Below are 21632 nucleotides of genomic sequence, written 5' to 3'. Positions count from 1 at the left end.
CCTCCGTCTAACGAAACGGCCACCGGGTTGGCCGGAGGCGCCACTCGGCGGCGCGTTGGGGTGCGGCATGCTGGGGCGGGTACCTTCAGTGCGCGGCATGTCCTTTCCCTGGCTGCGCTGCCGAACCTGCCCGCCGACCTTGCCCGCCGACCTTGTCCGCCGAAGCTGATCCAAGGAGAAACGTGTCCGCCACCGCAGCCTCACCACCGGTCCGCCGCCATGTCCTCGCCGACGTCCTGCCCGGTGCCCGCGTGCGTGACGCGGCCCTCGTCGTCACCGGTGCCGGCCTGGTCGCCGGCATCGGCCAGCTGGCCGTCCCGCTGCCGTTCACCCCGGTGCCGCTGACCCTCGGCACGTTCGCGGTGCTGCTCGTCGGCGCGGCCCTCGGCCCGGTCCGTGCGGCGCTGAGCGTGGCGCTGCTGCTCGCCGTGGGAGTGGCGGGCGCGCCCGTGTTCGCCGACGGTGCGAGCGGCTGGGCGCTGGCCTCCTTCGGGTACGCGCTCGGCTACCTGCCGGCGGCGGCGCTGCTCGGCCACCTGGCCCGTCGTGGCGCGGACCGTTCCGTTGCGCGCACGGCGGCGGCGGCGATCGCCGCGACGGCGGTGATCTACCTGCCGGGTGTGGCGTGGCTGATGGCCTTTACCGGCGTCGGGATGGTCGAGGCGCTTGCCATCGGCGTCGTCCCGTTCCTGATCGGCGACGCGGTCAAGGCCGTCGGAGCCGCCCTGCTGCTCCCGGGCGCCTGGCGCCTGCTCGGCGACCGCCGCTGAGGGTCAGCAGGCTCAGCGCGATCGCGGCGCGCCGGCGCCGGTGGCGGTGGACGTGACGGCGACGCCCACCGCCAGCGACACGTGGTAGCCGGTGTCCACGTCGCCGGAGACCATGGCCGGCCGGCTCGCCCCGCCGTCGTCCCTGTACACGTTGTCGGTGCCGAGGGTGACGTGCGTGAGGTTCGTGACGGACTGCTCGTAGCCCGGTTCGGCGAAGACGGCGTGGCACATGTCTTGGGGCAGCGCCACCGGTGAGCCGGCGACGACGTTGGCGACGTCGGTGACGCTCGCCTCGTCGCGATAGACCTCGAAGTGGATGTGCGGCCAGCGCCCGGCGTAGCAGGCCGGCACGATGCTCGTGAACCGCACGGCTCCGTCTGCGTCCGCGACCTGCACGCCCCGCAGATAGTCCTCCGTGGCGATCCCCGTCGAGTACATCGAGTAGCCGCCCGAGCGGTCGCAGTGCCAGACGTAGACGGCCGCACCTGCCAAGGGCGCGCCGCCGGACGCCAGGTCGATCACCGTGAGCTCGAGCTCCATGGGCACTCCCTCGGCCGTGCCGCCGGCGGGTCCGAGGCTCGAGCGGATGTCGGCGCGGACGATGCCGCTGCGCGCGAGGAGGTCGTGTCCGTGCGAGCCGGCGCCGGAGGGGCCTGCGGTCTCGTCGAGGACCTCGCCGTCGGCCGTCGAGAACGGGTCGGCGGAAGCGCCATTGGCCGCCCGGAAGCCGGAGATGCTGCCGAGCGCCTCCAGAACCTGACGGCGGGCGAGCAGGGTCGAGATGTCGAAGCCGAGCCCCTGGTCGACGACCTCTTCGTCGGGCCGGGGGAGCGGTCGGCCCTCGTACGTGGGCCTGGTCGCCGTGGTGGTCATGACGGACCTCCGTTCCATTCCTGGAACGGACGCTAGGCAGCAAAGATGGGAGCCACCTGAGAACAGCCTTCCGGTTTCCTGGGCGTGACAGCGGGTCGCCGAATTCAGGGCTACATTGTGCTTGCCCTGCTTTCCCTACTTCACGTGGTTCGCGTGCTTACCGTGTGGGCACGCTCGGTGTCCGACGAGCCGGTGTGGGTCCGCCGTGCCACGATGACGCGATGGAGATCACGCGCGAGCTCATCGTGTTCGACGCGGCCGACATCGCCGCGGAATCAGACTTCTGGGCAGGGCTGCTCGGCGGGACCGTCGAAGCCGACGACGACTGGTACACGGTCACCGTCGACGGCGAGCCGCGCCTCGCGGTCCAGCTGGCGCCGGACCACGTCCCACCCGAGTGGCCGGACGGCACGCCGCAGCAGATCCACTTGGACCTCTACGTCACGGACGTCCGTGGGTCGCACGACGAGGTGATGGCGCTCGGCGCGCGGCTGCTCCAGGCGGCCGAGGACGTCGACGCGCCGTCGGGCTTCCAGGTGTACGCCGACCCGGCGGGACACCCGTTCTGCCTCTGCTGGGGCTGAGCGAGCCTCGCGTCAGGCTTCGGCGCCGGCCTCCGGCGGCGCGGTCGGGTCTGCCGCCTCGTCCTGCTGCTCCCGCAGGATGTAGTCCTCGATGAAGGCGACGTTGTCCCTCGACCGACCCGCCACCATGAGCAGGTCGCCCATGGTGGCGACCTCTTCGACCTGCTCCTTGATGAACCACTGCATGAACTGGTCGGAGGCGAAGTCGGACTCCTCGCGCGCCGTCTTCGTGAGCTGGTTGATCTGCTCCGTGACCCGCTTCTCCTGCTCCAGCGCGAGCTCGATGGGCGCGACGACGTCGGCGAAATCGGTCACGGGCGCCGCGATCCCGGGGATGGCGGCCGGCTCACCCTGGTCGAGGAGGTAGCGGATCATCATCATCCCGTGCCCGCGCTCCTCCATGGCCTGGCGATAGAAGAACCCCGCCGTCTGCGGCATGGTGAGGGCGTCGTAGTAGACCGCCGCGGCCAGATACTGCTGATGGGCGGCGAACTCGTTGCCGATCTGCTCGTTCAGCTGGGTGACGAAGCGCTCCGCAGGCATGACGATCCTCTTCTGCTCGTGCGAGGGGCGTGGTCGCCCACATCCCGCTCGGTGGTGGTGCGTTCATCGTTCCACGTGGGCGGCCCGGCTGGGGTCACGTGAGCTCGAGGGTCATGAAGACGCTGTTCGGATCCTCGACGTAGTCACCGAACGGCGGGCACTCGACGAAGCCGTACCTCGCGTACAGGCGCCGCGCCGGGGCAAAGAACGCTTGCGACCCGGTCTCCAGGCTGAGACGACGATGCCCTCGCGTCCGGGCCTGCGTGACCAGGTGGTCCAGCATCAGCCCACCGACCCCCTGGCCTCGTCGGTCTTCGGCCGTGCGCATCGCCTTGATCTCCGCCTCATGGTCACCCAGAGCCTTGAGCGCGCCGCTGCCGGCGAGGCGGTCGCCGTCCCAGACGGTCCAGAACGTCACGCCGTCCTGGAGGATCTGCTCCGGCGCGAGCGCGTGGATGCTCTCGGGCGGACTCGTGGCGCGCATGTCGGCGAGGTGGTCGGAGATCAGCGCCTGCACGGCCGGGGACGTCAGGTCGTCGAGCATGATCCGCATGCCACGCAGCGTAATCGCACGGTGGGCGCTCCAGCCGGCTCGCAGGGCCCTACCCTCGGACGGTGCCTCCCTCTGCCCAGGTCCTTGCCGCGTTCGGCGTCGCTTCGGCCGCGCCGACCAGGCTCCGCGGCGGTCAGGACGTCGCCTGGCGCGCGGCCGACCTGGTGCTCAAGCCGGTGGACATGCCCGCCGACGCGCTGGTCTGGCTCGACACGGTCCTCCGGCCGCGTGCCGATGGCACCGACCTGCGCCTCGGTCTGCCCCGGCGCAGCCGCACCGGGCGGCTGGAGGTCGACGGCTGGTGCGCGTTCCCCTTCCTGGCCGGCCGGCACGAGCCCGGGAGGTGGCGTGACGTGGCCGCCGTCGGCCGGCGGTTCGCACGCCTCACCGCCGGCCTCGACCGCCCCGGTTTCCTTGACGCGCGGACGGACCCGTGGGCGGTCGCCGACCGCTTCGCCTGGGGCGAGGCCGACCCGTCCGGCCTGCGTGACGAACCCTCGATCGCGGCACTGGTGGCGCGACGGAGCGCCCTCCACGCGTCGTCGGGCATCGTCCATGGCGACCTGACCGGGAACGTCCTCTTCCACCCGGAGCTCCCGCCGGCCCTGATCGACCTGAGCCTGTACTGGCGACCCGTCCCGTACGGCACCGCGGTCGTGGCCGTCGACGCGGTCTGCTTCGCGGGCGCCCCGCTCGACCTCCCGGAGCAGCTTGACGACGACCCGGAGTTCTCGCAGCACCTCCTGCGGGCCCTGCTCTTCAGGATGGCCACCGACCTGCTCGGCGGCGCGGGGCACGAGGCGTTGACGCCGTACCGGGCGGCGGTGGAACGGGTGTGTGCCGCCGCAGGCGAGGTATCGCCGAGCGGTACGTCGCCGACCATCCTGGGGTTCTGAGCTGCGACAATGTGGACGAGGATCCACCGCAGGCTCGGCGACCGGCCGTCCGCCCAGGGGCGCTTCGCCAGCTGGCCGAGGCCGCCGTCGTCGAGCGCTCGTTCGACCAGGGTCCGCGAACGCTCGGTCGCCGCCGACCACTCCGCACGGAGCTGATCCGGGGTGTCGCGCGCCGCGGAGGTCCACTCCCCAGTCAGGGTCCGCGTCCCAGTCGACGTCGGTCCACCCGACGTGCGGGTCGTGTCCGTGCAGGCGCACCGAGAACCAGAAGTCCTCCACCCAGGTGAGGTGCTTGAGGATCCCGCCGAGCGTCATCGTCGAGACGCCGACGGTGGCTCACAGAGTTCGGTGCTCATGCGTCCTCCAGGCGGTGCGTGCCAGCTTGCCGGAACCTAGCCCGTGAGCGGCTCCGGATGCCAGCCAAATCTGCACCCTGCCGGCCGACGACCGACGGGAGCTGGAACGCACCCTCGGGATCTGTCCAGGTCTGCGGACCTGGACAGGCGGACCGACCGAGGCCGACTCGTAGGCTGACCCTTCCGCGGCGCCGCGGCGCCTGCCAGGATCTGTCGCAGGACGTCCTGCAGGCGGTGGGACGTCGGCCGCTGGGCACATCACCGACGAGGCATGCTGGACGACGTCTCGCACGAATCGTGGCGGGTCCGTCGAAAAGGGCGCCCGTCGTTCGAAGAAGGGATGACGGTCGCTCATCCGGGGCGGCCCCGACGGGAGGAACAGAGCGATGCGCGTCATGGTGATGATCGAGGGCGCCGGAGCCGACGAGGACAAGATCACCCCGACCACCGAGATGTTCGAGCAGATGAACGCCTACAACGAGGAGCTCGTCAAGGCGGGCGTCATGGTCGGTGGCGACGGGCTCAGGCCGAGCAGCAACGGAGCCAGGGTGGTCTTCGACGCCGGTGAGACGTCCGTCGTCGACGGTCCCTTCACCGAGTCGAAGGAGGTCATAGCCGGCTACTGGCTGTGGCAGGTCAAGAGCCTGGAGGAGGCGGTCGAGTGGGCGAAGCGGTGCCCCTCCGACGCGCAGTACGGACGCCAGGTCCTCGAGATCCGGCCCCTGTTCGAGGAGGAGGACTTCGGCGACGCGCTGACGCCCGAGCTGAAGGAGAAGGAACGGGCCCTCGCCGACCAGATCGAGGCACAGCACGGGCACCCCTGAGCCATGGACATCCAGCGCAGCCTCGACGCCGTCTGGCGGATGGAGTCGCCACGGCTGGTCGCATCGCTGACCCGGCTGGTCCGCGACGTGGGTCTGGCCGAGGACCTCGCCGCCGAGGCCTTCGTCGCCGCGCTGGAGGCCTGGCCCACCACGGGCATCCCGCCACGGCCGGGCGGTTGGTTGATGACCACCGCCCGGCACAAGGCGGTCGACCGGATCCGGCGAGAGGAGAACCTGCGCCGCAAGTACGCCCAGCTGATACCCGAGATCGAGCGCGACCAGGTCGCCGACCCCGCCGACGAGGCGCTGGAGGCCATCGACGACGACCTGCTCGCCCTGGTCTTCACCGCCTGCCACCCCGTGCTGCCCCGAGAGTCACGCGTCGCCCTCACGCTGCGGCTGCTCGGCGGCCTCACCACGGACGAGATCGCCCGCGCGTACCTGGTGCCCTCACCCAGCGTGGGCCAGCGGATATCGCGGGCAAAACGGACCCTTGCCGAGGCGAAGGTGCCGTTCGAGACGCCCGCGGCGGACGAGCTGCCGGCGCGGCTCGGCGGGGTGCTGGAGGTGGTGTACCTGATCTTCAACGAGGGCTACGCGGCGACCTCCGGCGAGAGCTGGGTGCGCCGAGAGCTCGCCGAGGAGGCGATGCGGCTCGGGCGGGTGCTCGCCGGGCTGCTGCCGAGGGAGCCGGAGGTGCTCGGTCTGGTGGCGCTCATGGAGCTGCAGGCCTCACGGTTCGGCGCCCGCACCGACCCCGACGGTGCACCCGTCCTGCTCGAGGACCAGGACCGCAACCGCTGGGACCGCACCCTCATCGCGCACGGCCTGCGCATGCTCAACGGTGCGACGGACCTGCGTCGCCCGCTCGGCCCGTATACGATCCAGGCGGCCATCGCGGCGTGTCACGCCCGGGCGCGCACCTTCGCCGCGACGGACTGGGATGCCGTCGTCGCGCTGTACGACGCCCTCGCCCAGCTCACGCCCTCACCGGTGATCGATCTCAACCGGGCCGTGGCACTCCTGCACGCCGACGGCCCCGAGGCGGCCCTGGACGCCGTCGACCAGATCCGTGACGACAAACGACTCGCCCGGTACCACCTGCTGGGTGCGGTACGTGCCGACGTGCTGCTACGCCTCGGCCGGTACGCCGAGGCCGCCGAGGAGCTGGAGCGTGCCGCCGACCTGGCGCCCACGCGCCACGAGCACGACCTGCTGCGTACCCGGATGGCGGACGCCCTCGCCCGGCAGATGCAGCCGGCGCGCTGACTACCCCGACGTCGTGGGCTCAGGTCCCCGAACGAGCCAGCTGCTGGGCGTCGTCGTCGAGCTCGTCACACCCGGGTGAGCCGGTGGTGGGGCTCGGGCGGCAGCTCGACGGCGACCGAGTCGCCCGGCCGCACCGTCCCGCTGCGGGCGACGACGCACATGACGCCGGTGAGTCGCTCGACCTCGCCATCGGCGCCCTTGCGGAGCACCTGCTTCAGCAGCCCGGGACGGAAGTCGTTGATCTGCTGGCACGGGTTGCGCAGGCCGGTCAACGCCACCACGGCGGTGCCGATCGTCAGGCGCGTGCCCACCGGCAGGTCCAGGAGGTCCAGGCCGTCGGTGGTGATGTTCTCGCCCAGCTGGCCCGGGCTCACCTCGTACCCGGCGGCGGCCAGCTCCGAGAAGAGCTCGCCGTGGATCAGGTGCACCTGCCGCAGGTTCGGCTGGGACGGGTCGGCCGCCACCCTCGAGCGGTGCTTGACCGTGGTGCCGCAGTGGGCGTCACCCTCGACGCCCTGGCCTTCGAGCAGCGTGATCGCTTCCCTGCTCGACTTGCTGAACGAGTGCGTCTCACTGACGTGGACGGCGACGACTGAGGCGGGCACCACGCCATCATGGCAGGCCATCATCCCGGGAGAGCATCGCGCACGCGAACGGCGGTGCGGGCTCGTCGTGGCACGTCGTGGCGCCGTCCGGGAATGCCTGCGCGGTGTCGGGGTTGTCCCTGGTGTGAAGAAGATCGGATTCCTGTCCTTCGGCCACTGGACGCCGTCGCCCGCCTCGCAGGTGCGGTCCGCTTCCGACGCGCTGCTGCAGTCGATCGAGCTGGCCGTGGCCGCGGAGGAGGTCGGCGCGGACGGCGCCTACTTCCGGGTGCACCACTTCGCGCGCCAGCTCTCCTCACCGTTCCCGCTGCTCGCAGCGGTCGGTGCTCGCACGAGCCGCATCGAGATCGGCACGGGCGTGATCGACATGCGCTACGAGAACCCTCTCTACATGGCAGAGGACGCCGGATCGGCCGACCTCATCGCCGGGGGCCGGCTTCAGCTGGGCATCAGCCGCGGCTCGCCCGAGCAGGTGATCGAGGGCTACAAGTACTTCGGCTATGTGCCGCAGGAGGGTTCGAGCGACGCCGACATGGCGCGTGACCACACCGAGGTCTTCCGGAAGGTCATCGAGGGCCAGGGCTTCGCCGAGCCCAACCCGCGGCCGATGTTCCCCAACCCGCCGGGACTGCTGCGGATCGAGCCGCACTCGCCGGGTCTGCAGGACCGGATCTGGTGGGGAGCCGGATCGCGCGGGACGGCGGAGTGGACCGGCCGGCAGGGCATGAACCTCATGAGCTCGACGTTGTTGACCGAGGACACCGGAGTGCCGTTCCACCAGCTGCAGGCCGAGCAGATCCAGCGCTTCCGCGACGCGTGGGCCGACGAGGGGCACGAGCGGGAGCCGCGGGTGTCGGTGAGCCGCAGCATCTTCCCGATCGTCAACGACACCGACCGGGCCTACTTCGGCGCCGAGACCGGCAGCCAGGACCAGGTCGGTGTGCTCGAGGACGGCCGCGCCCGTTTCGGCAAGACCTACGCCGGTGAGCCGGACAAGCTCGTGGCTGACCTCGCCCAGGACGAGGCCATCGCCGCGGCCGACACGCTGGTGCTCACCCTGCCGAACCAGCTCGGCGTGGACTACAACGCCCACGTGCTCGACAGCATCGTGCGCCACGTCGCGCCGGAGCTCGGCTGGCGCTGACGCTGACGCTGACGCTGACGCCGACGCGGGACGCCGCTCGCTCGGCCGATCCAGCGACCGAACCCGTTACGGACCGAGGACTCTGACGGGTGCACCCGCGAGCCAACCGGGAGAGCAGCCCTCCTGGTTCAGGAGCTGCCGTGCGGTAGTGACGCAGGAGGCGGCCCCTGCCGCCCGGCGATGTCCGCCGCGAGTCGTCGTAGGCGGTCCGCGTCGAGCTGGACGCCGAGCGCGAGCAGACCGACGACCGCGGCACCGGCGACACCGTCCCGCGCCCGGCGTACATCTGCACCGGCGAGGGCGTCGCCGAGGGCGCCGAGGTCGCCCCGCGCGAGCATCCCTTCGGTGAGGACGCTGCCGCCGACCACGACCGGGAGCTCCCCGTGGCCGTCCCGGACGCGGCGGACGAGGCTGGCGAGCGCCGCATCCGCCTCGTCGACTATGCGGGACGCGACTGCGTCGTCATCTGCCTGGAACGCGAGGGGGGCGAGCCGGGCGAGCCGGACCGGTGCGTCGTCGTACACGGCGCGCAGCAAAGCCAGGAGAACCTCCGGTCTCCCGTTGCGCGACGTCCCGCCGTTGGCCAGACCGTAGTGCCCGAGCACGAGCGGCGTCAGCGCGGTCGTCGGTCCTGTCCCATCGAGGTCGGCCGCCACGGCACGAACCACGTCGCGACCGATCGAGAAGCCGGAACCGGCGTCGCCGAGCAGCCAGCCCAGTCCGTCGTGCACGCGCTCGACGACGAGGGTGGAGATGCGTCCGGCGACGGCACCGGTCCCCGACACGATCGCGATCCCGGCGGGTTCGACGGCCGCGGAGTGGTACATGCCGAGGACGTCCCCGACGTGCTGGATCGCCCCGGGGTGCAGCCCGAGCTCCCTGGCGGGGTCGGGCATCTGGTCGGTCGCGCCCGCGGCGGCGAGGACGGTACGTGAGATCTGCTCCGGTGCGGCTCCCGCCTCCTCGAGCGCCGCCCGCCCGGCGGCGCCGATGGCTCGCAGCGCGGCGACCGGTCCGATAGCGGTCGGGTTGCCGCTGGACGAGGCGCCGTACCCGAGACAGCGTGCGTCCGCGTCGACGACGACGGCGCGGGTGTTGGACCCGCCGGCATCGATGGCGAGAACGAGCGTGCCCTGTGGACTCACGTCGGTGGCCGGCGGTCAAGCCCCGCGCTTGATCCGGCTGCCGTACCGCGCCTCGAGCACGTTGTTGTGGTCGTCGCCGCCCGGGATGTTGGCGGACAGGTACAGCGGGGCCACCTGCTCCGGCGTCGACAGGCGCCGCGAGACGCCGATGGTGAGCAGTTGCGCGATGAAGGCGGCGGTGATGGACGAGACCGCACCGACCGGGACCGGCAGCACGTCGTGGAGCGTGGCGTCGCCGTACGGGGCGAGGTTGTCGATGACGACGTCGGCGACCTCGGAGAGCCGCTTGCCGCTCGGGTGCTTGGGCTCCACGGCCCGCGTGTGCTCCAGGCTGGTGACTGCGATGACGCGGTGCCCGCGCTCCTTGGCCAGCAGGGCCAGCCCGACGATCGAGCCGTTCACACCGGAGTTCGACGCGATGATGAACGCGTCCTCGGGATGCAGCTCGACCGTCGCCAGCAGGTCCGCGGCGATGTTGGGGTCACGCTCCAGCGGGGGCTTGCCGATGAGTTCGGAGAGCTCGTGCGAGCCCCAGAGGGCCGCATCGCGAAGGGCGATCTTGTTCGTCGGGATCAGACCCCCGGCGCGCCCGGCGATCTCCATCGCGAACGCCTCGGAGTGACCCGTCCCGAACGCCTGGATCACTCCACCACGCTCGATGGCGGACGCCATGATGTCGACGGCGGGGTCCAGCTCGCCGGCCGCGGCGGCCGCCGACAGGGCCGAGATGCGGTCGCTGACCTGCCGCTCGTACGCAGCGACGTCGTCACGGATCTCGTCGTTCGGCACAGTTCGCACTCTTCTTCCGAGGTCATGCGCGTCGCCCAGTGCGAGTCGCACGGATGGGACGAGCGCCGGTCCGGCCCGGTGGACAACCGTGGCCTCGGTCAGCGTAGACGACGGGTACGGCCATCCGACGTCGGAACGCTGCGCGTCGCCGTCCGTGTCCGGCAGGATCGTGGTCGTGGCCATGCGATGCGAGGAGTGCGGGTTCGATTTCGCGGACGTGACGTCCGCCGTCGCCTCCGGCGAGATCGTCGCCCGCGCGGAATCGTTCGCGTCGGTACTGGACCGGGCGGATCCGGAGGCGGGGCCGCGGCGCGTCGGCGGTCGGTGGACGACGCTGGAGTACGGCGGCCACGTGCGGGACATGCTCGTCGTGCAGCGCGAGCGCGTCCTCATGGCTCGCATGCACGACGTCCCGGAGGCGACGCCCATGGGGCGCGACGAGCGCGCCGAGTGGGCCGAGTACGAAGGGCTGGACGCCTCGGAGCTCGCAAGGCAGGTGAGGGACTGCGCGGACTGGCTCGCACGCACCTTCTCCCTCCTCGGCCCCGACCACTGGCAACGACGCCTGGTCTACACCTATCCGGAGCGAGCAGAGCGCACGCTCGAGTGGCTGGCCGCCAACGTGGTGCACGAGCTCGTGCACCACGAGATGGACATCCGGCACAACCTTCGGACGGGTCAGGAGGGGCGGTCATGACGGCGACGGAGCCGATCCACATCGTGCATGGGCGCGCGGTGCCAGTGCCAGCGGTACAAGCTGCAGCCGGGGGAGTCGTTCGCGGGGTTCCCGGTCGAGGAGCGCGCCGCGCGGCTGCGCGAGCAGACCGAAGCCGGCCACCCGTGCTCGGGAACCACCAGCGGCCTGATCGCCTACCTCGCCGGCGAGCCCGCCGGCTGGTGCGCCGTCGAGCCGCGGACGGTGTATCACGGTCTACTCCGTGTCTACCGCGTGCCGTGGGACGGCCGGGACGAGGACGACGGCGGCGCCCGTGCCCTCGAGGGCTACCCGATGACCACGACGAAGGTCGTCGCCGAGGAGTTGCACGTCGGCACGGTGCGGTCCTTCGCCGACGCCGGATTCACCGAGGCCAGCCGTCCCACGACGCGGCGCGTGGTGATGCGGATCGAGCTGCGGTAGCCGCCGCCTACACCGATCGTCCCGCTCTGGGGTCTCCCGCCGGACCGAGATGGCGTCAGTAGGGTCGAGCCCGCGCGCCGGTGACGAGCGGGTCGGTCCACAGCAGGCGCCCGTGCCGCCAGAGGGTGTGGACGAGGACGGCTGCCGTTGCCGCCCCCAGGGTGCCGAGCGCGAGGTCACCGAGCGTGTCGGTGTAGGCGACGGTCCGCTCCGGCGAGCCATGGACGAACGCGAAGTACTCGCCGATCTCCCAGCCGATCGATGCCGGCGCGGCGAACGCCACCGCGCGCTCGACGGCCCGGATACGTCTGGTCTCGCGATCCATGGTGAGCAGCACGAGGGCTGCGGCGAGGAGGCCGGTGTTGGCGAAATGCATCCAGTCGTCGAACCACACCACGGTGTCGTAAAGGTTCGCCCGGTTGCCGAGCAGGTCCGTGAAGCACACCAGGGTGACCAGCAGGTCGACCAGCCACGGGAAGGGCGCCCGGTGCCTCCACCACACCCACCAGATCACTGGCACGGTCACGGCGAGGAGTGGGTAGGCCACCACCCTCAGCTCCGGCGCCTTGCCCTCCAGGTTGCTGGCCCCCGGGTCGATCAGCACTGCGGCAGTGAGCACGAAGAACAGGGCCTTGGCCGTGAGATCGGCCCAGGCGAGACCGCTGGGCGCGGTACGGCCGGCCATCATGAGCCTGTTCATCGTCACCCCGATCTCGCGGCCGTCAGGGGCCGGACCTCCAGTCTCGCATCGTGGCGTGCGGGTGGCCATCGTGGGACATGCGAGGAGCGGCCGCTCCCGGCCGCGGCGCAGCCTACGTGTTCAGTCGGACGTGTCGAGGCGCGGGAGCGTCGGCCAACGGTGCGTGGCCCAGTCGGGCCAGTTCTGGAAGCCCGCCGGTGGATCGGGCAGGGGCGCGTACGTCAGCTCCGCCTCGGAGGGGGGCCGGTAGAGTGTGAGGAACCGCTCGTGGTCCGCGTCGGTCAGCTCGAAGGTGTTCTCCGGCGAGTCCCGCCAACGCCGCGCGGCCCTCGTCCGGCGCTCCTCCTCCGCCACGTCGACGTGCTGCAAACTGAACGCGGCGCCCGCGAGGCCGGCGATGGCCCGGATCGCGTAGCGCTCGTCGGACGACCAGCACCCGAAGTCGAGGATGACCGAGGAACCGCTGTGCAGGACCTCGTGGGCGACCCAGATCATCCGTCCCTCGAGGATGTCCCGCTGCCTGTCCGTGCCGCCGGTACCTAGCAGAGGCAACATCCACTCGTCCGGTGTGAGACGCAGGACGGACCGTTCGCGAGCGATCCGACGCGCCAAGGTGGTCTTGCCCGCCCCGGGCAGCCCCACGATCAGGAAGAGAGTCGGCGGAGTCGTCACAGCGACACCTTTCCGCCACCACGCGGGGGAGGCAACCGGCTCGCTGCGGGTCGCTGGGTCAGTCGAGCGCGGGCGGGTCTCCGAGACGTTCATCCGGGCATCGTGTCTTGACGGTCTCGGCCAGGTGGGCGGCGTCGCGCGCGACGAAGCCGAGCAGTGCCGACCCCGTGGTGTGCAGCCATGACAGACCCAGGAAGTACAGGCCCGAGACGGCGCTGTGGCCACGGTGATGGACCGGGCTCCCGTCGTCGTCGAGAGCGCCGGGGACCCGGATCCAGGAGTGGTCGCTCCGGAATCCGGTGGCCCAGACGACGGCGTCGACGTCAACGTTGGTGTCGTCGACGAAGCGGACCGACCGGCTTCCGGCGCTCGTGACTCGCTCGTGCAGGGCGACGCCCGCGTCGGTGAGTCCGCGCAGCGGGATGCCGATGACGGTGCTGTCGTTGGCACGCATCCGCCGACCGAGCCTGCTGTCGCCGGGGATGTCGAGCACGCGTAGCACGTCCTGCCACCAGAAGAGGTCACGACCCATGAAGCGTTGCGGCACGCTGACGTTGTGCTTGCCACGCGAGAGGTGCGCCTCGCGTCCGGAGGCGGCGAGCTCGAGGGCGATCTGGTAGCCGGAGTTGCCGCCGCCGACGACCAGGACGGTGCCCGTGGGGAGCTGTTCGGGACGGCGGTACTCGCTGCTGTGCAGCTGCACGACCTCGGCGGACAGCCCATCAGCCGCGGGCGGCACGGCCGGCGTCTGGAACGGCCCGGTGGCCACCACGACCTGCCCGCCCCGCCACGGCCCGGAAGTCGTGTCGGCGCGGAACCCGCCCGCGGACCGGTGCAGGGCGGTGACGCGGGTGCCCAGCTGCACCGGAAGCCGATGGTGGGCGGCGTAGTCCTCGAGATAGTCGGCGACCGTGTCCTTGGTGGGGTAGCACCACGGCGACAGCGGCAGGGATTTACCGGGCAGCTCGGAGTACCGGGCGGGAGTGAACAGACGCAGCGAGTCCCACCGTGACCGCCAGCGGTGACCGATGCGGTCGCCGGCGTCGAGGATGATGAAGCTGCAGCCGGTGCGCCGCAGCTGCTCGCCCATCGACAAACCGGCCTGGCCGCCGCCGACGACCAGCACGTCGACCGTGGGGGTGGCGGGGCGGGTCATGACAGCCTCTCGATCACGCCGCTCGCGATCTCCTGGAACGTCGCTCGCTTGTCAGGGCTCATGTCCCCGAAGAGCGCGTCGGCCAGGCGGTCGTGATCGGCCCGCATGCGGCTCAGCAGCCGCTCACCCTCACGGGTCGGCGTCACGAGCATGGAGCGGCGGTCCGAGGGATGGGGCCGGCGTTCGACAAGCCCTCTGTCGGAGAGATCGTCGACCAGCCGCGTGACGTACCTGGGCGTCACCCCCAGCAGCTCGCTGAGCCGCTGCTGCCTGGCCGGCGCGGCTTCGGCGAGCGACCACAGCAGTCGGGCCTCCGAGCGACTCAGATCGCGCTCGCGAAGGCCGCGTTCGGTGTGCTCGGCAACCGCCAAGGAGAGGGACAGCAGGCCGTCGAGGGAATGGTGTACCGAGGTCACCATGTGCAAGGTACATGAAACTCGTCGGCTCGCCTCTTCCGCCAGGGGAGACGGTTCGACCAAGGAGTCGAGCCGTGCGGCGGCGGAGTGTAGGGGCGGCCGAGTGGACGCACCAGACCCCTGGGATGGCACAGTGCTGGCATGGGGAATCAGGACACCGTGCTCGGCCGGGTCGTCCGCGGTGCCAAGGACTGGACCACGATCACCGCGGGGGAGTCAGGCGCCAGGGTGCTGCGCAGCCCGGACGAACGCTCCTACGCGAAGGTCGCGACCGCCGCGGGGCGAGAGGACCTGGCGGGGGAGCGAGACCGGATCGCGTGGCTGAGCCGGACGGGGATCGGCGGACCCGCGGTCCTGGACTGGTCGAGCGACGACGACGGTGCGTGCTTGGTCATGACGGCCGTGCCCGGGATCCCCGCGAACCTGCTCGACGTCGAGAAGCTGTCCGCCGTATGGCCGCACCTGGCCGAGATGGTCCGCGACGTCCACGAGCTGTCACCGGACGACTGCCCGTTCCGCCGCGACCTGGCCGCGATGATGGATCGCGCTCGCGATGTCGTCGCAAAGAATCTGGTCGCGACCGAGCTCCTGCCCGTGGAGCTGCAGGACCTGCCGGTCCAGGACGTGCTGGAGCGGCTCGAGAGCGCGTACGGCGAACGCCTGGCGGACGAGCGCGTCGAGACGGTCGTCTGTCACGGTGACCTGTGCCTGCCCAACGTCATGGTCGATCCAGAGACGGCCCGGGTGACTGGCTTCGTAGGCGTGGGGCGACTCGGCCTGGCGGACCCGTACGCGGACATCGCGTTGCTGCTCGCGAGCGCTCGCGAGACCTGGCCCGACGACGACAGTGCCCGCGGCGCCGACGCCGTCTTCGCGACGCGGTACGGCGCCTCGCTCGATGCCGGGCGGCGGCGCTTCTACCAGTGGCTCGACCCGTTGACGAGGTACGCCTGAATCGACGCCCCAGGCTGAGGCGGTCGCCACCGGACCGGCGCGCTGGTCATCATCGATATGTCGGTGTTCGTGGTCGGACCGGATGAGCCGTCAGATCGGGCGTGTGAGGTCGACGATCGGACCACCGTCGACCTGCGCGTAGGCGGACTCCATTCCGAAGTCCATGCGTGTGGGTTCACGAACGATCGTCGCTCCGGACGCGCGGGCTCTCTCGGTGGCTGCGCTGACGTCGGGCACCTGGCAGTGGACGACGCCGCCGCACTGCACCTCGCGAGGCTCCTGCACGACCAGTGTGATGGCGTCGATCGTCGTCACAAGCTTCCTCGCGGCTCGGGTGTTACCGGCACCGGCCCTTTAGGCTCTGCCGGCGCGCGTCGGCGTAGTCCAGTGCAGCCGAGAGTGCTGCCGCGCCGATCGCCATGACGACGCGTGGACGCCTGGCGCCCGTCCTGGACACGAGGGACTCGACGCCCTTGTCGAGCTTGATCGATGCCCACGATGCCGTGCCGATCACGGCCACGGCAGCCGCGGCGTAGGCGCTGGTGCGGCCGGACGGGCTGGCGTCCCCGCCGCGCCGCACGAATGTCATCGCCACGCCGGCCGCAGCGGCTGGGAGGACGATGTAGGTCACCTTCACCCAGCTCGGTGCGCGCCAGATCGGGTAGAGCGTGAACGCCCCCGAGACGACCGAGCCGATGGACGCGGTGAGGACTCGGTTTTGCATGGCTCACATCCTATTGCCCGGAAACTTCTCTGCTTCTCGGGCAGATCCCTAGGGGACCGTGCCGACATCGACATCCGTGTCGAACAGCAGCAGTGGGGGATTCGCACTGCTGATACCGGTGAGTCGAGGTCGGCGCCGTGGCGTGAAGCCTCTGAGCGCCAGCTCCGCGAGCACCTCGTCCTCCAGGCGATGTTCGCGCTCGCCCTTGCGGTAGCGATCCAGGACGCGCCTCCCGTGCTCGCGACTGTCTGCGACCAGCTCGATCCTGACCAGGGGCATGAGTCAAGCGTGACCTCGACGACCATGGCGCAGCCATCGAATATCGACTACCAGCACCGGTGTACGGACGCGCCGGGCAAGCTCGGCGCGCGGAGTCACGATTCCCAGGTGTGTCAACCGCCGGTCCGGGCTGCGTTCGTGCGGGACGCGGCGCTGCGAGCCGGCCCTCTCCACGCGGTTGTCGGCGCTCTCACCATTCTTGGCGCACCAGGTGCACACTTGCTCGAGCTGTTGGCCGCGTGAGGACGACTCCAGGGGGACAGGTGGCGGACTCGGCCGCCGGACGTGATCGGATGGCGTCCTTCCGGACCCTCGGCCGCCTGCTCTTCGCCGGCTTGATCGGCGGCAGCCTCGTTGGCGGATTCGTCGGGGGAGTGGCGACCTGGTCCGCCAGCCGGCCCGGCGATCTGGTCCTCGGCGCCAGTGTTGGCGTGGCGCTCGGGCTCTTCTTCGGCCTCACGATCCAAGCAGTGGCACACGTGCTGATCATGGGGATGCGGAGGCTGCGGCCGTCCGCGGGGGTGCGGTCGCGGTACGTGGTGGCCGTCGTCGTGCCGTTCAGCGCCGCCATGGTGGCGGCCGGCTGGGTCGCCACCTGGAGCGGTCTGGCGAGCACGATGCGAGCGCTCGTGATTTTGGGAGGCGCCGCCGTGCTTTCGGCCGTCGTGCTGTGGCTGACCGTCAGGTGGTGCCTGTCACCGCCCGAAGAGCCCCGGGGGCGGAAGAAGTGACGTGGGCGCCTCGCGAGCGGGTGATGATGGTGGGCATGGAGCGCCGAGCATGAGGTCGATGGCCTTCACCCGAGTCGAGGTCGTGCCGTTCGACCCGAGATGGCACGAGCGGTTCGTTCGTACGCGTGAGGAGCTGGCGTCGGTCCTCACGGACGCGCGCATCGAGCACATCGGATCGACAAGCGTCCCAGGACTGGCGTCCAAGGACACGATCGACGTGGCCGTCGGCGTCGACGACGTCTCCTCGGCCTTGGCGCCGGCAACGATCGCGGCCCTCGCACAGCTCGGGTTCGAGCATGTGCCGGCGTCGTTCGCGCACAACGACGACCACGGCTTCCTGCACCGGATCGTCGACGGGCACCGCCCTGACCACGTGCACGTCATGCGCCGCGACTCCGACACCTATGCAGCGCGAATTCTGTTCCGCGACTATCTCCGCGCACATCCCGGCGCCGCCGCGGCATACGAGCGCGAGAAGCGTGAGCTGGCGGGCCGCTTCCGTGGGGAAAGGGATCGGTACGTGACGGAGAAGCAAGGCGTGGTGGAGGCAATGATGATCGACGCGCGGCGATGGGCCGCGGATCGTCGAGAGGCGGACTGCGGTCCCAGCTTGAGCGGATGAGACCACGACGCACGGGAGAGGGCTGACGGCAGCTCGGCTGATGGCTCTAGGCAACTCTCGTGCGACGTGCCACGATCACTTGGGTGACCAGCAGACCTGCAGCGGAGCAGCACCTGGACGATCTCGTGCGGCTGCGCCGGGTGCGTGACCGGATGGACCGGGAGTACGCGCAGCCGCTGGACGTCGAGGCGCTGGCTCGCGACGCGCACATGTCGGCCGGGCACCTCAGCCGTCAGTTCCGGGCTGCCTACGGCGAGTCCCCGTACAGCTACCTGATGACACGGCGGATCGAGCGAGCGATGACGCTGCTGCGTCGTGGTGACCTCAGCGTCACCGACGTCTGCTTCGCCGTCGGCTGCTCCTCGCTCGGCACCTTCAGCACGCGCTTCACCGAGCTGGTCGGCATGTCGCCCAGCACCTACAGACGCGAGGCTGCGGACGCGGCGGCGGGGATGCCGCCGTGCGTCGCAAAACAGGTCACCAGACCGGTCAGGAATCGAGAAGCCCGCGCCGAGCCGTCGCGGCTAGCGTGACCGCCATGGACATCACCATCGACGCAACATTCCTACCGCAGGACGACCCCGAGGCAGCCCTGGGGTTCTACCGCGACACCCTGGGCTTCGAGGTCCGCAAGGACGTCGGGTACGGCGGGATGCGATGGATCACCGTGGGACCGCCGAACCAGCCCGGCACCTCGATCGTCCTCTACCCGCCGGGCGCCGACCCCGGCATCACGGACGAGGAGAGCCGCACCATCAGGGAGATGATGGCCAAGGGCACGTTCGCCAGCATCATGCTCGCCACCACCGACGTCGACGAGGCCTTCGAACGGATCCAGGCCGCCGGCGGCGAAGTGATGCAGGAACCGACCGACCAGGACTGGGGAATGCGCGACTGCGCCTTCCGTGACCCGGCCGGCAACACCGTCCGCATCCAGCAAGTGAGCTGATCACGATGACCCAGAACCAGCAGACCCGCAGCAACGCGCCACGCAAGGGCGGCCCCGGGGCTCTCTCGCGCTGGATCCAGCGGCGGGCGAACGCCCGGACCTGCACCCGCATCCGGCGCAAGGGCGGCGCGATGATGGGCATGGAGGTGCTGATCCTGCACACGGTCGGCCGCCGCAGCGGTGAGCCGCGGGAATCGCCCGTCGCCTGGTTCGACGACGGCGAGCACGGCTGGCTGATCGTCGGATCGGGTGGCGGGAGCAGGAACCCGGACTGGTGCCTCAACCTGATGGCCAACCCCGACCAGGCAGCGGTCGAGCTGCACGGGAGCACGCCCGTGCCCGTGACGCCGCACCGGCTCGACGCGGCGGATCGTGAGAAGGCTTGGCAGCACATCGCCGCCGTCCAGCCCCGAATTGCCAAGTACCAGGGCAAGAGCGAGCGCGAGTACCCCGTGATCCGGCTCAGCCCGCGGCAGCAGATGGAGACCCGATGAGCACCGCCACGAAGCCGGAGGCGCAGCCGTCAGGGCTGCACGCCGCCGACAGCCACGACCTGATCCGCGTGCATGGCGCGCGCGAGAACAACCTCCAGGACATCGACGTCGAGCTTCCCAAACGCCGGCTGACGGTCTTCACCGGTGTCTCGGGCTCCGGCAAGAGCTCGCTGGTCTTCGCCACGATCGCCGCGGAGTCGCGGCGGATGATCAACGAGACCTACAGCGCCTTTCTGCAGGGCTTCATGCCGACGCAGGCACGGCCCGACGTCGACGTCCTCGAGGGACTGACGACGGCGATCATCGTGGACCAGGAGCGGATGGGGGCCAACCCGCGCTCGACCGTGGGCACCGCCACGGACGCGAACGCGCTCCTGCGCATCCTGTTCAGCCGGCTCGGCGAGCCGCACATCGGGTCCCCGCAGGCGTTCTCGTTCAACGTCGCCTCGATCAGCGGCGCCGGCGCCGTCACCTTCGAGAAGGCCGGCAGGACGGTGAAAGAACGGCGCGACTTCAGCATCACGGGCGGCATGTGCCCGAAGTGCGAGGGCACCGGACGGGTGACGGACTTCGACCTGACGCAGCTCTACGACGACAGCAAGTCGATCAACGAGGGTCCGTTCACCGTTCCGGGGTATAGCGCCGACGGCTGGTACGGCCGCATCTACGCCGGGTCGGGCTTCTTCGACCCCGACAAGCCCATCCGTGACTACACCAAGCGCGAGCTCAACGACCTGCTCTACAAGGACCCCACCAAGATCAAGGTCGATGGCATCAACCTGACCTATGAGGGCCTGATCCCGAAGATCCAGAAATCGATGCTCTCCAAGGACCGGGAGGCGATGCAGCCGCACATCCGGGCGTTCGTCGACCGTGCCATCACGTTCACCACGTGCCCCGAATGCGACGGCACCCGCCTGAGCGAGGCAGCTCGGTCCTCGAAGATCCGAGGCATCAGCATCGCCGACGCGTGCACGATGCAGATCAGCGATCTGGCCGAGTGGGTCCGCGATCTCGACGAGCCGTCGGCGGCGCCCCTGCTGACGACCCTGGGGGAGACGCTCGACTCGTTCGTCGAGATCGGGCTCGGGTACCTCAGCCTCGACCGGCCCGCGGGCACCTTGTCCGGGGGAGAGGCCCAGCGGACCAAGATGATTCGTCACCTCGGTTCGGCGCTGACGGACGTGACCTACGTCTTCGACGAGCCCACGATCGGTCTGCACCCGCACGACATCCAGCGGATGAACGACCTGCTGCTGCGACTGCGGGACAAGGGCAACACCGTGCTGGTCGTCGAGCACAAGCCGGAGACGATCGCGATCGCCGACCACGTCGTCGACCTCGGTCCCGGTGCCGGCACCGCGGGCGGCGAGCTGATGTTCGAGGGCACGGTCGAGGGTCTGCGGGGGAGCGGCACCATCACCGGCCGTCACCTCGACGACCGGGCCACGCTCAAGGAATCCGTACGGACGTCCACCGGTGCGCTGGAGATTCGCGGGGCGCGGCAGAACAACCTGCAGGACGTCGACGTCGACGTCCCGATGGGCGTGCTCACCGTCGTGACCGGCGTCGCCGGCTCCGGCAAGACCTCGCTGATCCACAGAAACCTCGCACGACGCGACGGCGTGATCGTCATCGACCAGACCGGCATCAAGGGCTCGCGACGCTCGAACCCCGCCACCTACACAGGACTGCTCGAGCCGATCCGCAAGGCCTTCGCGAAGGCCAACGGCGTCAAGCCGGCGCTGTTCAGCGCCAACTCCGAGGGCGCGTGTCCGGCCTGCAACGGCGCCGGCGTGATCTATACCGAGCTGGGGGTCATGGAGACGGTTGCGACGACCTGCGAGGAGTGCGAGGGCAAGCGGTTCCAGCCCGCGGTGCTGGAGTACAAGCTCGGCGGCGGGGACGACGCCAAGGACATCAGCGAGGTGCTCTCGATGTCGGTGGCCCAGGCCGAGGAGTTCTTCAGTACGGGTGAGGCCCGCACGCCGGCCGCGCACAAGATCCTCGACCGGCTCGCCGACGTCGGGCTCGGCTACCTGACCCTCGGGCAGCCGTTGACGACGCTGTCCGGTGGTGAGCGGCAGCGACTCAAGCTGGCCACCCACATGGGGGAGAAGGGCGGTGTCTACATTCTGGACGAGCCGACCACCGGCTTGCACCTCGCCGACGTCGAGCAGCTGCTCGCGCTGCTGGACCGGCTCGTCGAGTCGGGGAAGTCGGTCATCGTCATCGAGCACCACCAGGCCGTCATGGCGCACGCCGACTGGATCATCGACCTCGGTCCGGGCGCCGGTCACGACGGCGGACGAGTCGTCTTCGAGGGCACGCCCGCCGACCTCGTCGCCGAGCGCTCCACCATCACGGGCGAGCACCTCGCGGAGTACGTGGCCAGCTGACGGCGGCATTCAGGCGCCGGCAGGGCCGACCTTCGGTCCGATAGATG

28 protein-coding genes and 1 pseudogene are annotated in these 21632 nt (G+C 70.5%); 15 read left to right on the top strand and 14 right to left on the bottom strand.

Annotated features, from left to right (window positions below):
* Positions 1 to 182 precede the first annotated feature (182 nt).
* Complete coding sequence (locus ABD907_RS11345; RefSeq protein ID WP_345216363.1) at positions 183 to 770, top strand: biotin transporter BioY; 588 nt, start codon at positions 183 to 185, stop codon at positions 768 to 770.
* 12 nt (positions 771 to 782) lie between these two features.
* Here the strand turns inward: ABD907_RS11345 and ABD907_RS11340 are convergent, their stop codons facing one another.
* Positions 783 to 1643: a dioxygenase family protein gene (locus tag ABD907_RS11340; protein WP_345216362.1), complete on the bottom strand. Its 861-nt coding sequence runs from the start codon at positions 1641 to 1643 to the stop codon at positions 783 to 785.
* A gap of 221 nt (positions 1644 to 1864) precedes the next feature.
* Between ABD907_RS11340 and ABD907_RS11335 the strand changes: the two genes are divergently transcribed.
* Positions 1865 to 2227 (top strand): VOC family protein, encoded by a 363-nt coding sequence (locus tag ABD907_RS11335; RefSeq protein ID WP_345216361.1) that lies wholly within the window; start codon positions 1865 to 1867, stop codon positions 2225 to 2227.
* Positions 2228 to 2239: 12 nt separating this feature from the next.
* On the opposite strand, the gene ABD907_RS11330 is transcribed toward ABD907_RS11335, so the two are convergent.
* Together ABD907_RS11330 and ABD907_RS11325 are read right to left on the bottom strand one after the other, a co-directional pair.
* On the bottom strand, positions 2240 to 2770 hold the full coding sequence (locus tag ABD907_RS11330) for a ferritin (protein WP_345216360.1): 531 nt from the start codon (positions 2768 to 2770) through the stop codon (positions 2240 to 2242).
* A 94-nt stretch (positions 2771 to 2864) separates the two neighbouring features.
* The gene (locus tag ABD907_RS11325; RefSeq protein WP_345216359.1) at positions 2865 to 3323 is read right to left on the bottom strand and encodes a GNAT family N-acetyltransferase; all 459 of its coding nucleotides are present in this window, start codon (positions 3321 to 3323) and stop codon (positions 2865 to 2867) included.
* A 62-nt stretch (positions 3324 to 3385) separates the two neighbouring features.
* Between ABD907_RS11325 and ABD907_RS11320 the strand changes: the two genes are divergently transcribed.
* Positions 3386 to 4219 (top strand): hypothetical protein, encoded by an 834-nt coding sequence (locus ABD907_RS11320; RefSeq protein WP_345216358.1) that lies wholly within the window; start codon positions 3386 to 3388, stop codon positions 4217 to 4219.
* Positions 4220 to 4281: 62 nt separating this feature from the next.
* Here ABD907_RS11320 and ABD907_RS11315 read toward each other — a convergent pair.
* Positions 4282 to 4416: pseudogene (locus ABD907_RS11315) on the bottom strand (DinB family protein); the annotation flags it as partial.
* Between the two features lie 545 nt (positions 4417 to 4961).
* Here ABD907_RS11315 and ABD907_RS11310 point away from each other — a divergent pair.
* Positions 4962 to 5399, top strand: a complete 438-nt coding sequence (locus ABD907_RS11310) for a YciI family protein (RefSeq protein WP_345216357.1) — start codon at positions 4962 to 4964, stop codon at positions 5397 to 5399.
* A 3-nt stretch (positions 5400 to 5402) separates the two neighbouring features.
* On the top strand, positions 5403 to 6668 hold the full coding sequence (locus ABD907_RS11305) for an RNA polymerase sigma factor (RefSeq protein ID WP_345216356.1): 1266 nt from the start codon (positions 5403 to 5405) through the stop codon (positions 6666 to 6668).
* Positions 6669 to 6733: 65 nt separating this feature from the next.
* On the opposite strand, the gene ABD907_RS11300 is transcribed toward ABD907_RS11305, so the two are convergent.
* The gene (locus tag ABD907_RS11300) at positions 6734 to 7294 is read right to left on the bottom strand and encodes an MOSC domain-containing protein (protein ID WP_425555755.1); all 561 of its coding nucleotides are present in this window, start codon (positions 7292 to 7294) and stop codon (positions 6734 to 6736) included.
* Positions 7295 to 7397: 103 nt separating this feature from the next.
* Here ABD907_RS11300 and ABD907_RS11295 point away from each other — a divergent pair, with 103 nt between their 5' ends.
* Positions 7398 to 8417 carry an LLM class flavin-dependent oxidoreductase gene (locus tag ABD907_RS11295; protein WP_345216354.1) on the top strand — a complete coding sequence of 340 codons (1020 nt, stop codon included), beginning with the start codon at positions 7398 to 7400 and terminating at the stop codon, positions 8415 to 8417.
* A 128-nt stretch (positions 8418 to 8545) separates the two neighbouring features.
* On the opposite strand, the gene ABD907_RS11290 is transcribed toward ABD907_RS11295, so the two are convergent.
* Positions 8546 to 9562: an N-acetylglucosamine kinase gene (locus tag ABD907_RS11290; protein ID WP_345216353.1), complete on the bottom strand. Its 1017-nt coding sequence runs from the start codon at positions 9560 to 9562 to the stop codon at positions 8546 to 8548.
* A gap of 15 nt (positions 9563 to 9577) precedes the next feature.
* Positions 9578 to 10351, bottom strand: a complete 774-nt coding sequence (locus tag ABD907_RS11285) for a sugar isomerase domain-containing protein (RefSeq protein WP_345216352.1) — start codon at positions 10349 to 10351, stop codon at positions 9578 to 9580.
* Between the two features lie 181 nt (positions 10352 to 10532).
* On the opposite strand from ABD907_RS11285, the gene ABD907_RS11280 reads away from it, so the two are divergent.
* Together ABD907_RS11280 and ABD907_RS11275 are read left to right on the top strand one after the other, a co-directional pair.
* Positions 10533 to 11048, top strand: a complete 516-nt coding sequence (locus tag ABD907_RS11280; protein WP_345216401.1) for a DinB family protein — start codon at positions 10533 to 10535, stop codon at positions 11046 to 11048.
* Between the two features lie 27 nt (positions 11049 to 11075).
* Positions 11076 to 11489, top strand: coding sequence for a hypothetical protein (locus ABD907_RS11275; protein WP_345216351.1), 414 nt, complete (start codon positions 11076 to 11078; stop codon positions 11487 to 11489).
* Between the two features lie 55 nt (positions 11490 to 11544).
* Here ABD907_RS11275 and ABD907_RS11270 read toward each other — a convergent pair whose 3' ends face one another.
* The 4 genes from ABD907_RS11270 to ABD907_RS11255 form a co-directional block, all read right to left on the bottom strand.
* Complete coding sequence (locus tag ABD907_RS11270; RefSeq protein ID WP_345216350.1) at positions 11545 to 12189, bottom strand: DUF2238 domain-containing protein; 645 nt, start codon at positions 12187 to 12189, stop codon at positions 11545 to 11547.
* Positions 12190 to 12309: 120 nt separating this feature from the next.
* Positions 12310 to 12861 (bottom strand): P-loop nucleotide/nucleoside kinase family protein, encoded by a 552-nt coding sequence (locus tag ABD907_RS11265; RefSeq protein ID WP_345216349.1) that lies wholly within the window; start codon positions 12859 to 12861, stop codon positions 12310 to 12312.
* Positions 12862 to 12919: 58 nt separating this feature from the next.
* Positions 12920 to 14017: a flavin-containing monooxygenase gene (locus ABD907_RS11260; RefSeq protein ID WP_345216348.1), complete on the bottom strand. Its 1098-nt coding sequence runs from the start codon at positions 14015 to 14017 to the stop codon at positions 12920 to 12922.
* Entirely contained in the window at positions 14014 to 14433 is a 420-nt protein-coding gene (locus ABD907_RS11255; RefSeq protein WP_345216347.1) for a MarR family winged helix-turn-helix transcriptional regulator, read from the bottom strand. Before ABD907_RS11255 ends, ABD907_RS11260 begins: the two co-directional genes overlap by 4 nt.
* A gap of 141 nt (positions 14434 to 14574) precedes the next feature.
* On the opposite strand from ABD907_RS11255, the gene ABD907_RS11250 reads away from it, so the two are divergent.
* Positions 14575 to 15387, top strand: a complete 813-nt coding sequence (locus ABD907_RS11250) for an APH(3'') family aminoglycoside O-phosphotransferase (protein WP_345216346.1) — start codon at positions 14575 to 14577, stop codon at positions 15385 to 15387.
* A 90-nt stretch (positions 15388 to 15477) separates the two neighbouring features.
* Here the strand turns inward: ABD907_RS11250 and ABD907_RS11245 are convergent, their stop codons facing one another.
* Genes ABD907_RS11245 through ABD907_RS11235 form a run of 3 tightly spaced genes read right to left on the bottom strand, consistent with a single transcriptional unit; the run spans position 15478 to position 16390 of the window.
* Positions 15478 to 15702 carry a VOC family protein gene (locus ABD907_RS11245; RefSeq protein WP_345216345.1) on the bottom strand — a complete coding sequence of 75 codons (225 nt, stop codon included), beginning with the start codon at positions 15700 to 15702 and terminating at the stop codon, positions 15478 to 15480.
* A gap of 22 nt (positions 15703 to 15724) precedes the next feature.
* Complete coding sequence (locus tag ABD907_RS11240) at positions 15725 to 16111, bottom strand: hypothetical protein (protein WP_345216344.1); 387 nt, start codon at positions 16109 to 16111, stop codon at positions 15725 to 15727.
* A 48-nt stretch (positions 16112 to 16159) separates the two neighbouring features.
* Entirely contained in the window at positions 16160 to 16390 is a 231-nt protein-coding gene (locus tag ABD907_RS11235; RefSeq protein ID WP_345216343.1) for a hypothetical protein, read from the bottom strand.
* Positions 16391 to 16683: 293 nt separating this feature from the next.
* Between ABD907_RS11235 and ABD907_RS11230 the strand changes: the two genes are divergently transcribed.
* From ABD907_RS11230 to ABD907_RS11205, 6 genes are all read left to right on the top strand, one after another.
* Entirely contained in the window at positions 16684 to 17121 is a 438-nt protein-coding gene (locus tag ABD907_RS11230; protein WP_345216342.1) for a hypothetical protein, read from the top strand.
* Between the two features lie 58 nt (positions 17122 to 17179).
* Positions 17180 to 17743, top strand: coding sequence for a GrpB family protein (locus ABD907_RS11225; RefSeq protein WP_345216341.1), 564 nt, complete (start codon positions 17180 to 17182; stop codon positions 17741 to 17743).
* A gap of 83 nt (positions 17744 to 17826) precedes the next feature.
* A complete protein-coding gene (locus ABD907_RS11220; RefSeq protein WP_345216340.1) occupies positions 17827 to 18276 on the top strand; it encodes a helix-turn-helix transcriptional regulator in 450 nt (149 codons plus the stop codon).
* Between the two features lie 5 nt (positions 18277 to 18281).
* Entirely contained in the window at positions 18282 to 18692 is a 411-nt protein-coding gene (locus tag ABD907_RS11215) for a VOC family protein (RefSeq protein WP_345216339.1), read from the top strand.
* A 5-nt stretch (positions 18693 to 18697) separates the two neighbouring features.
* The gene (locus ABD907_RS11210) at positions 18698 to 19186 is read left to right on the top strand and encodes a nitroreductase family deazaflavin-dependent oxidoreductase (protein WP_345216338.1); all 489 of its coding nucleotides are present in this window, start codon (positions 18698 to 18700) and stop codon (positions 19184 to 19186) included.
* Positions 19183 to 21585, top strand: a complete 2403-nt coding sequence (locus ABD907_RS11205; protein WP_345216337.1) for an ATP-binding cassette domain-containing protein — start codon at positions 19183 to 19185, stop codon at positions 21583 to 21585. The genes ABD907_RS11210 and ABD907_RS11205 overlap by 4 nt, the downstream gene beginning before the upstream one ends.
* The last annotated feature ends 47 nt before the right edge of the window (positions 21586 to 21632 follow it).

The organism is Georgenia halophila (assembly GCF_039541595.1).
The sequence above is the reverse complement of the archived record's forward strand: the minus strand, read 5'-3'. Positions and strand labels throughout refer to the sequence as shown.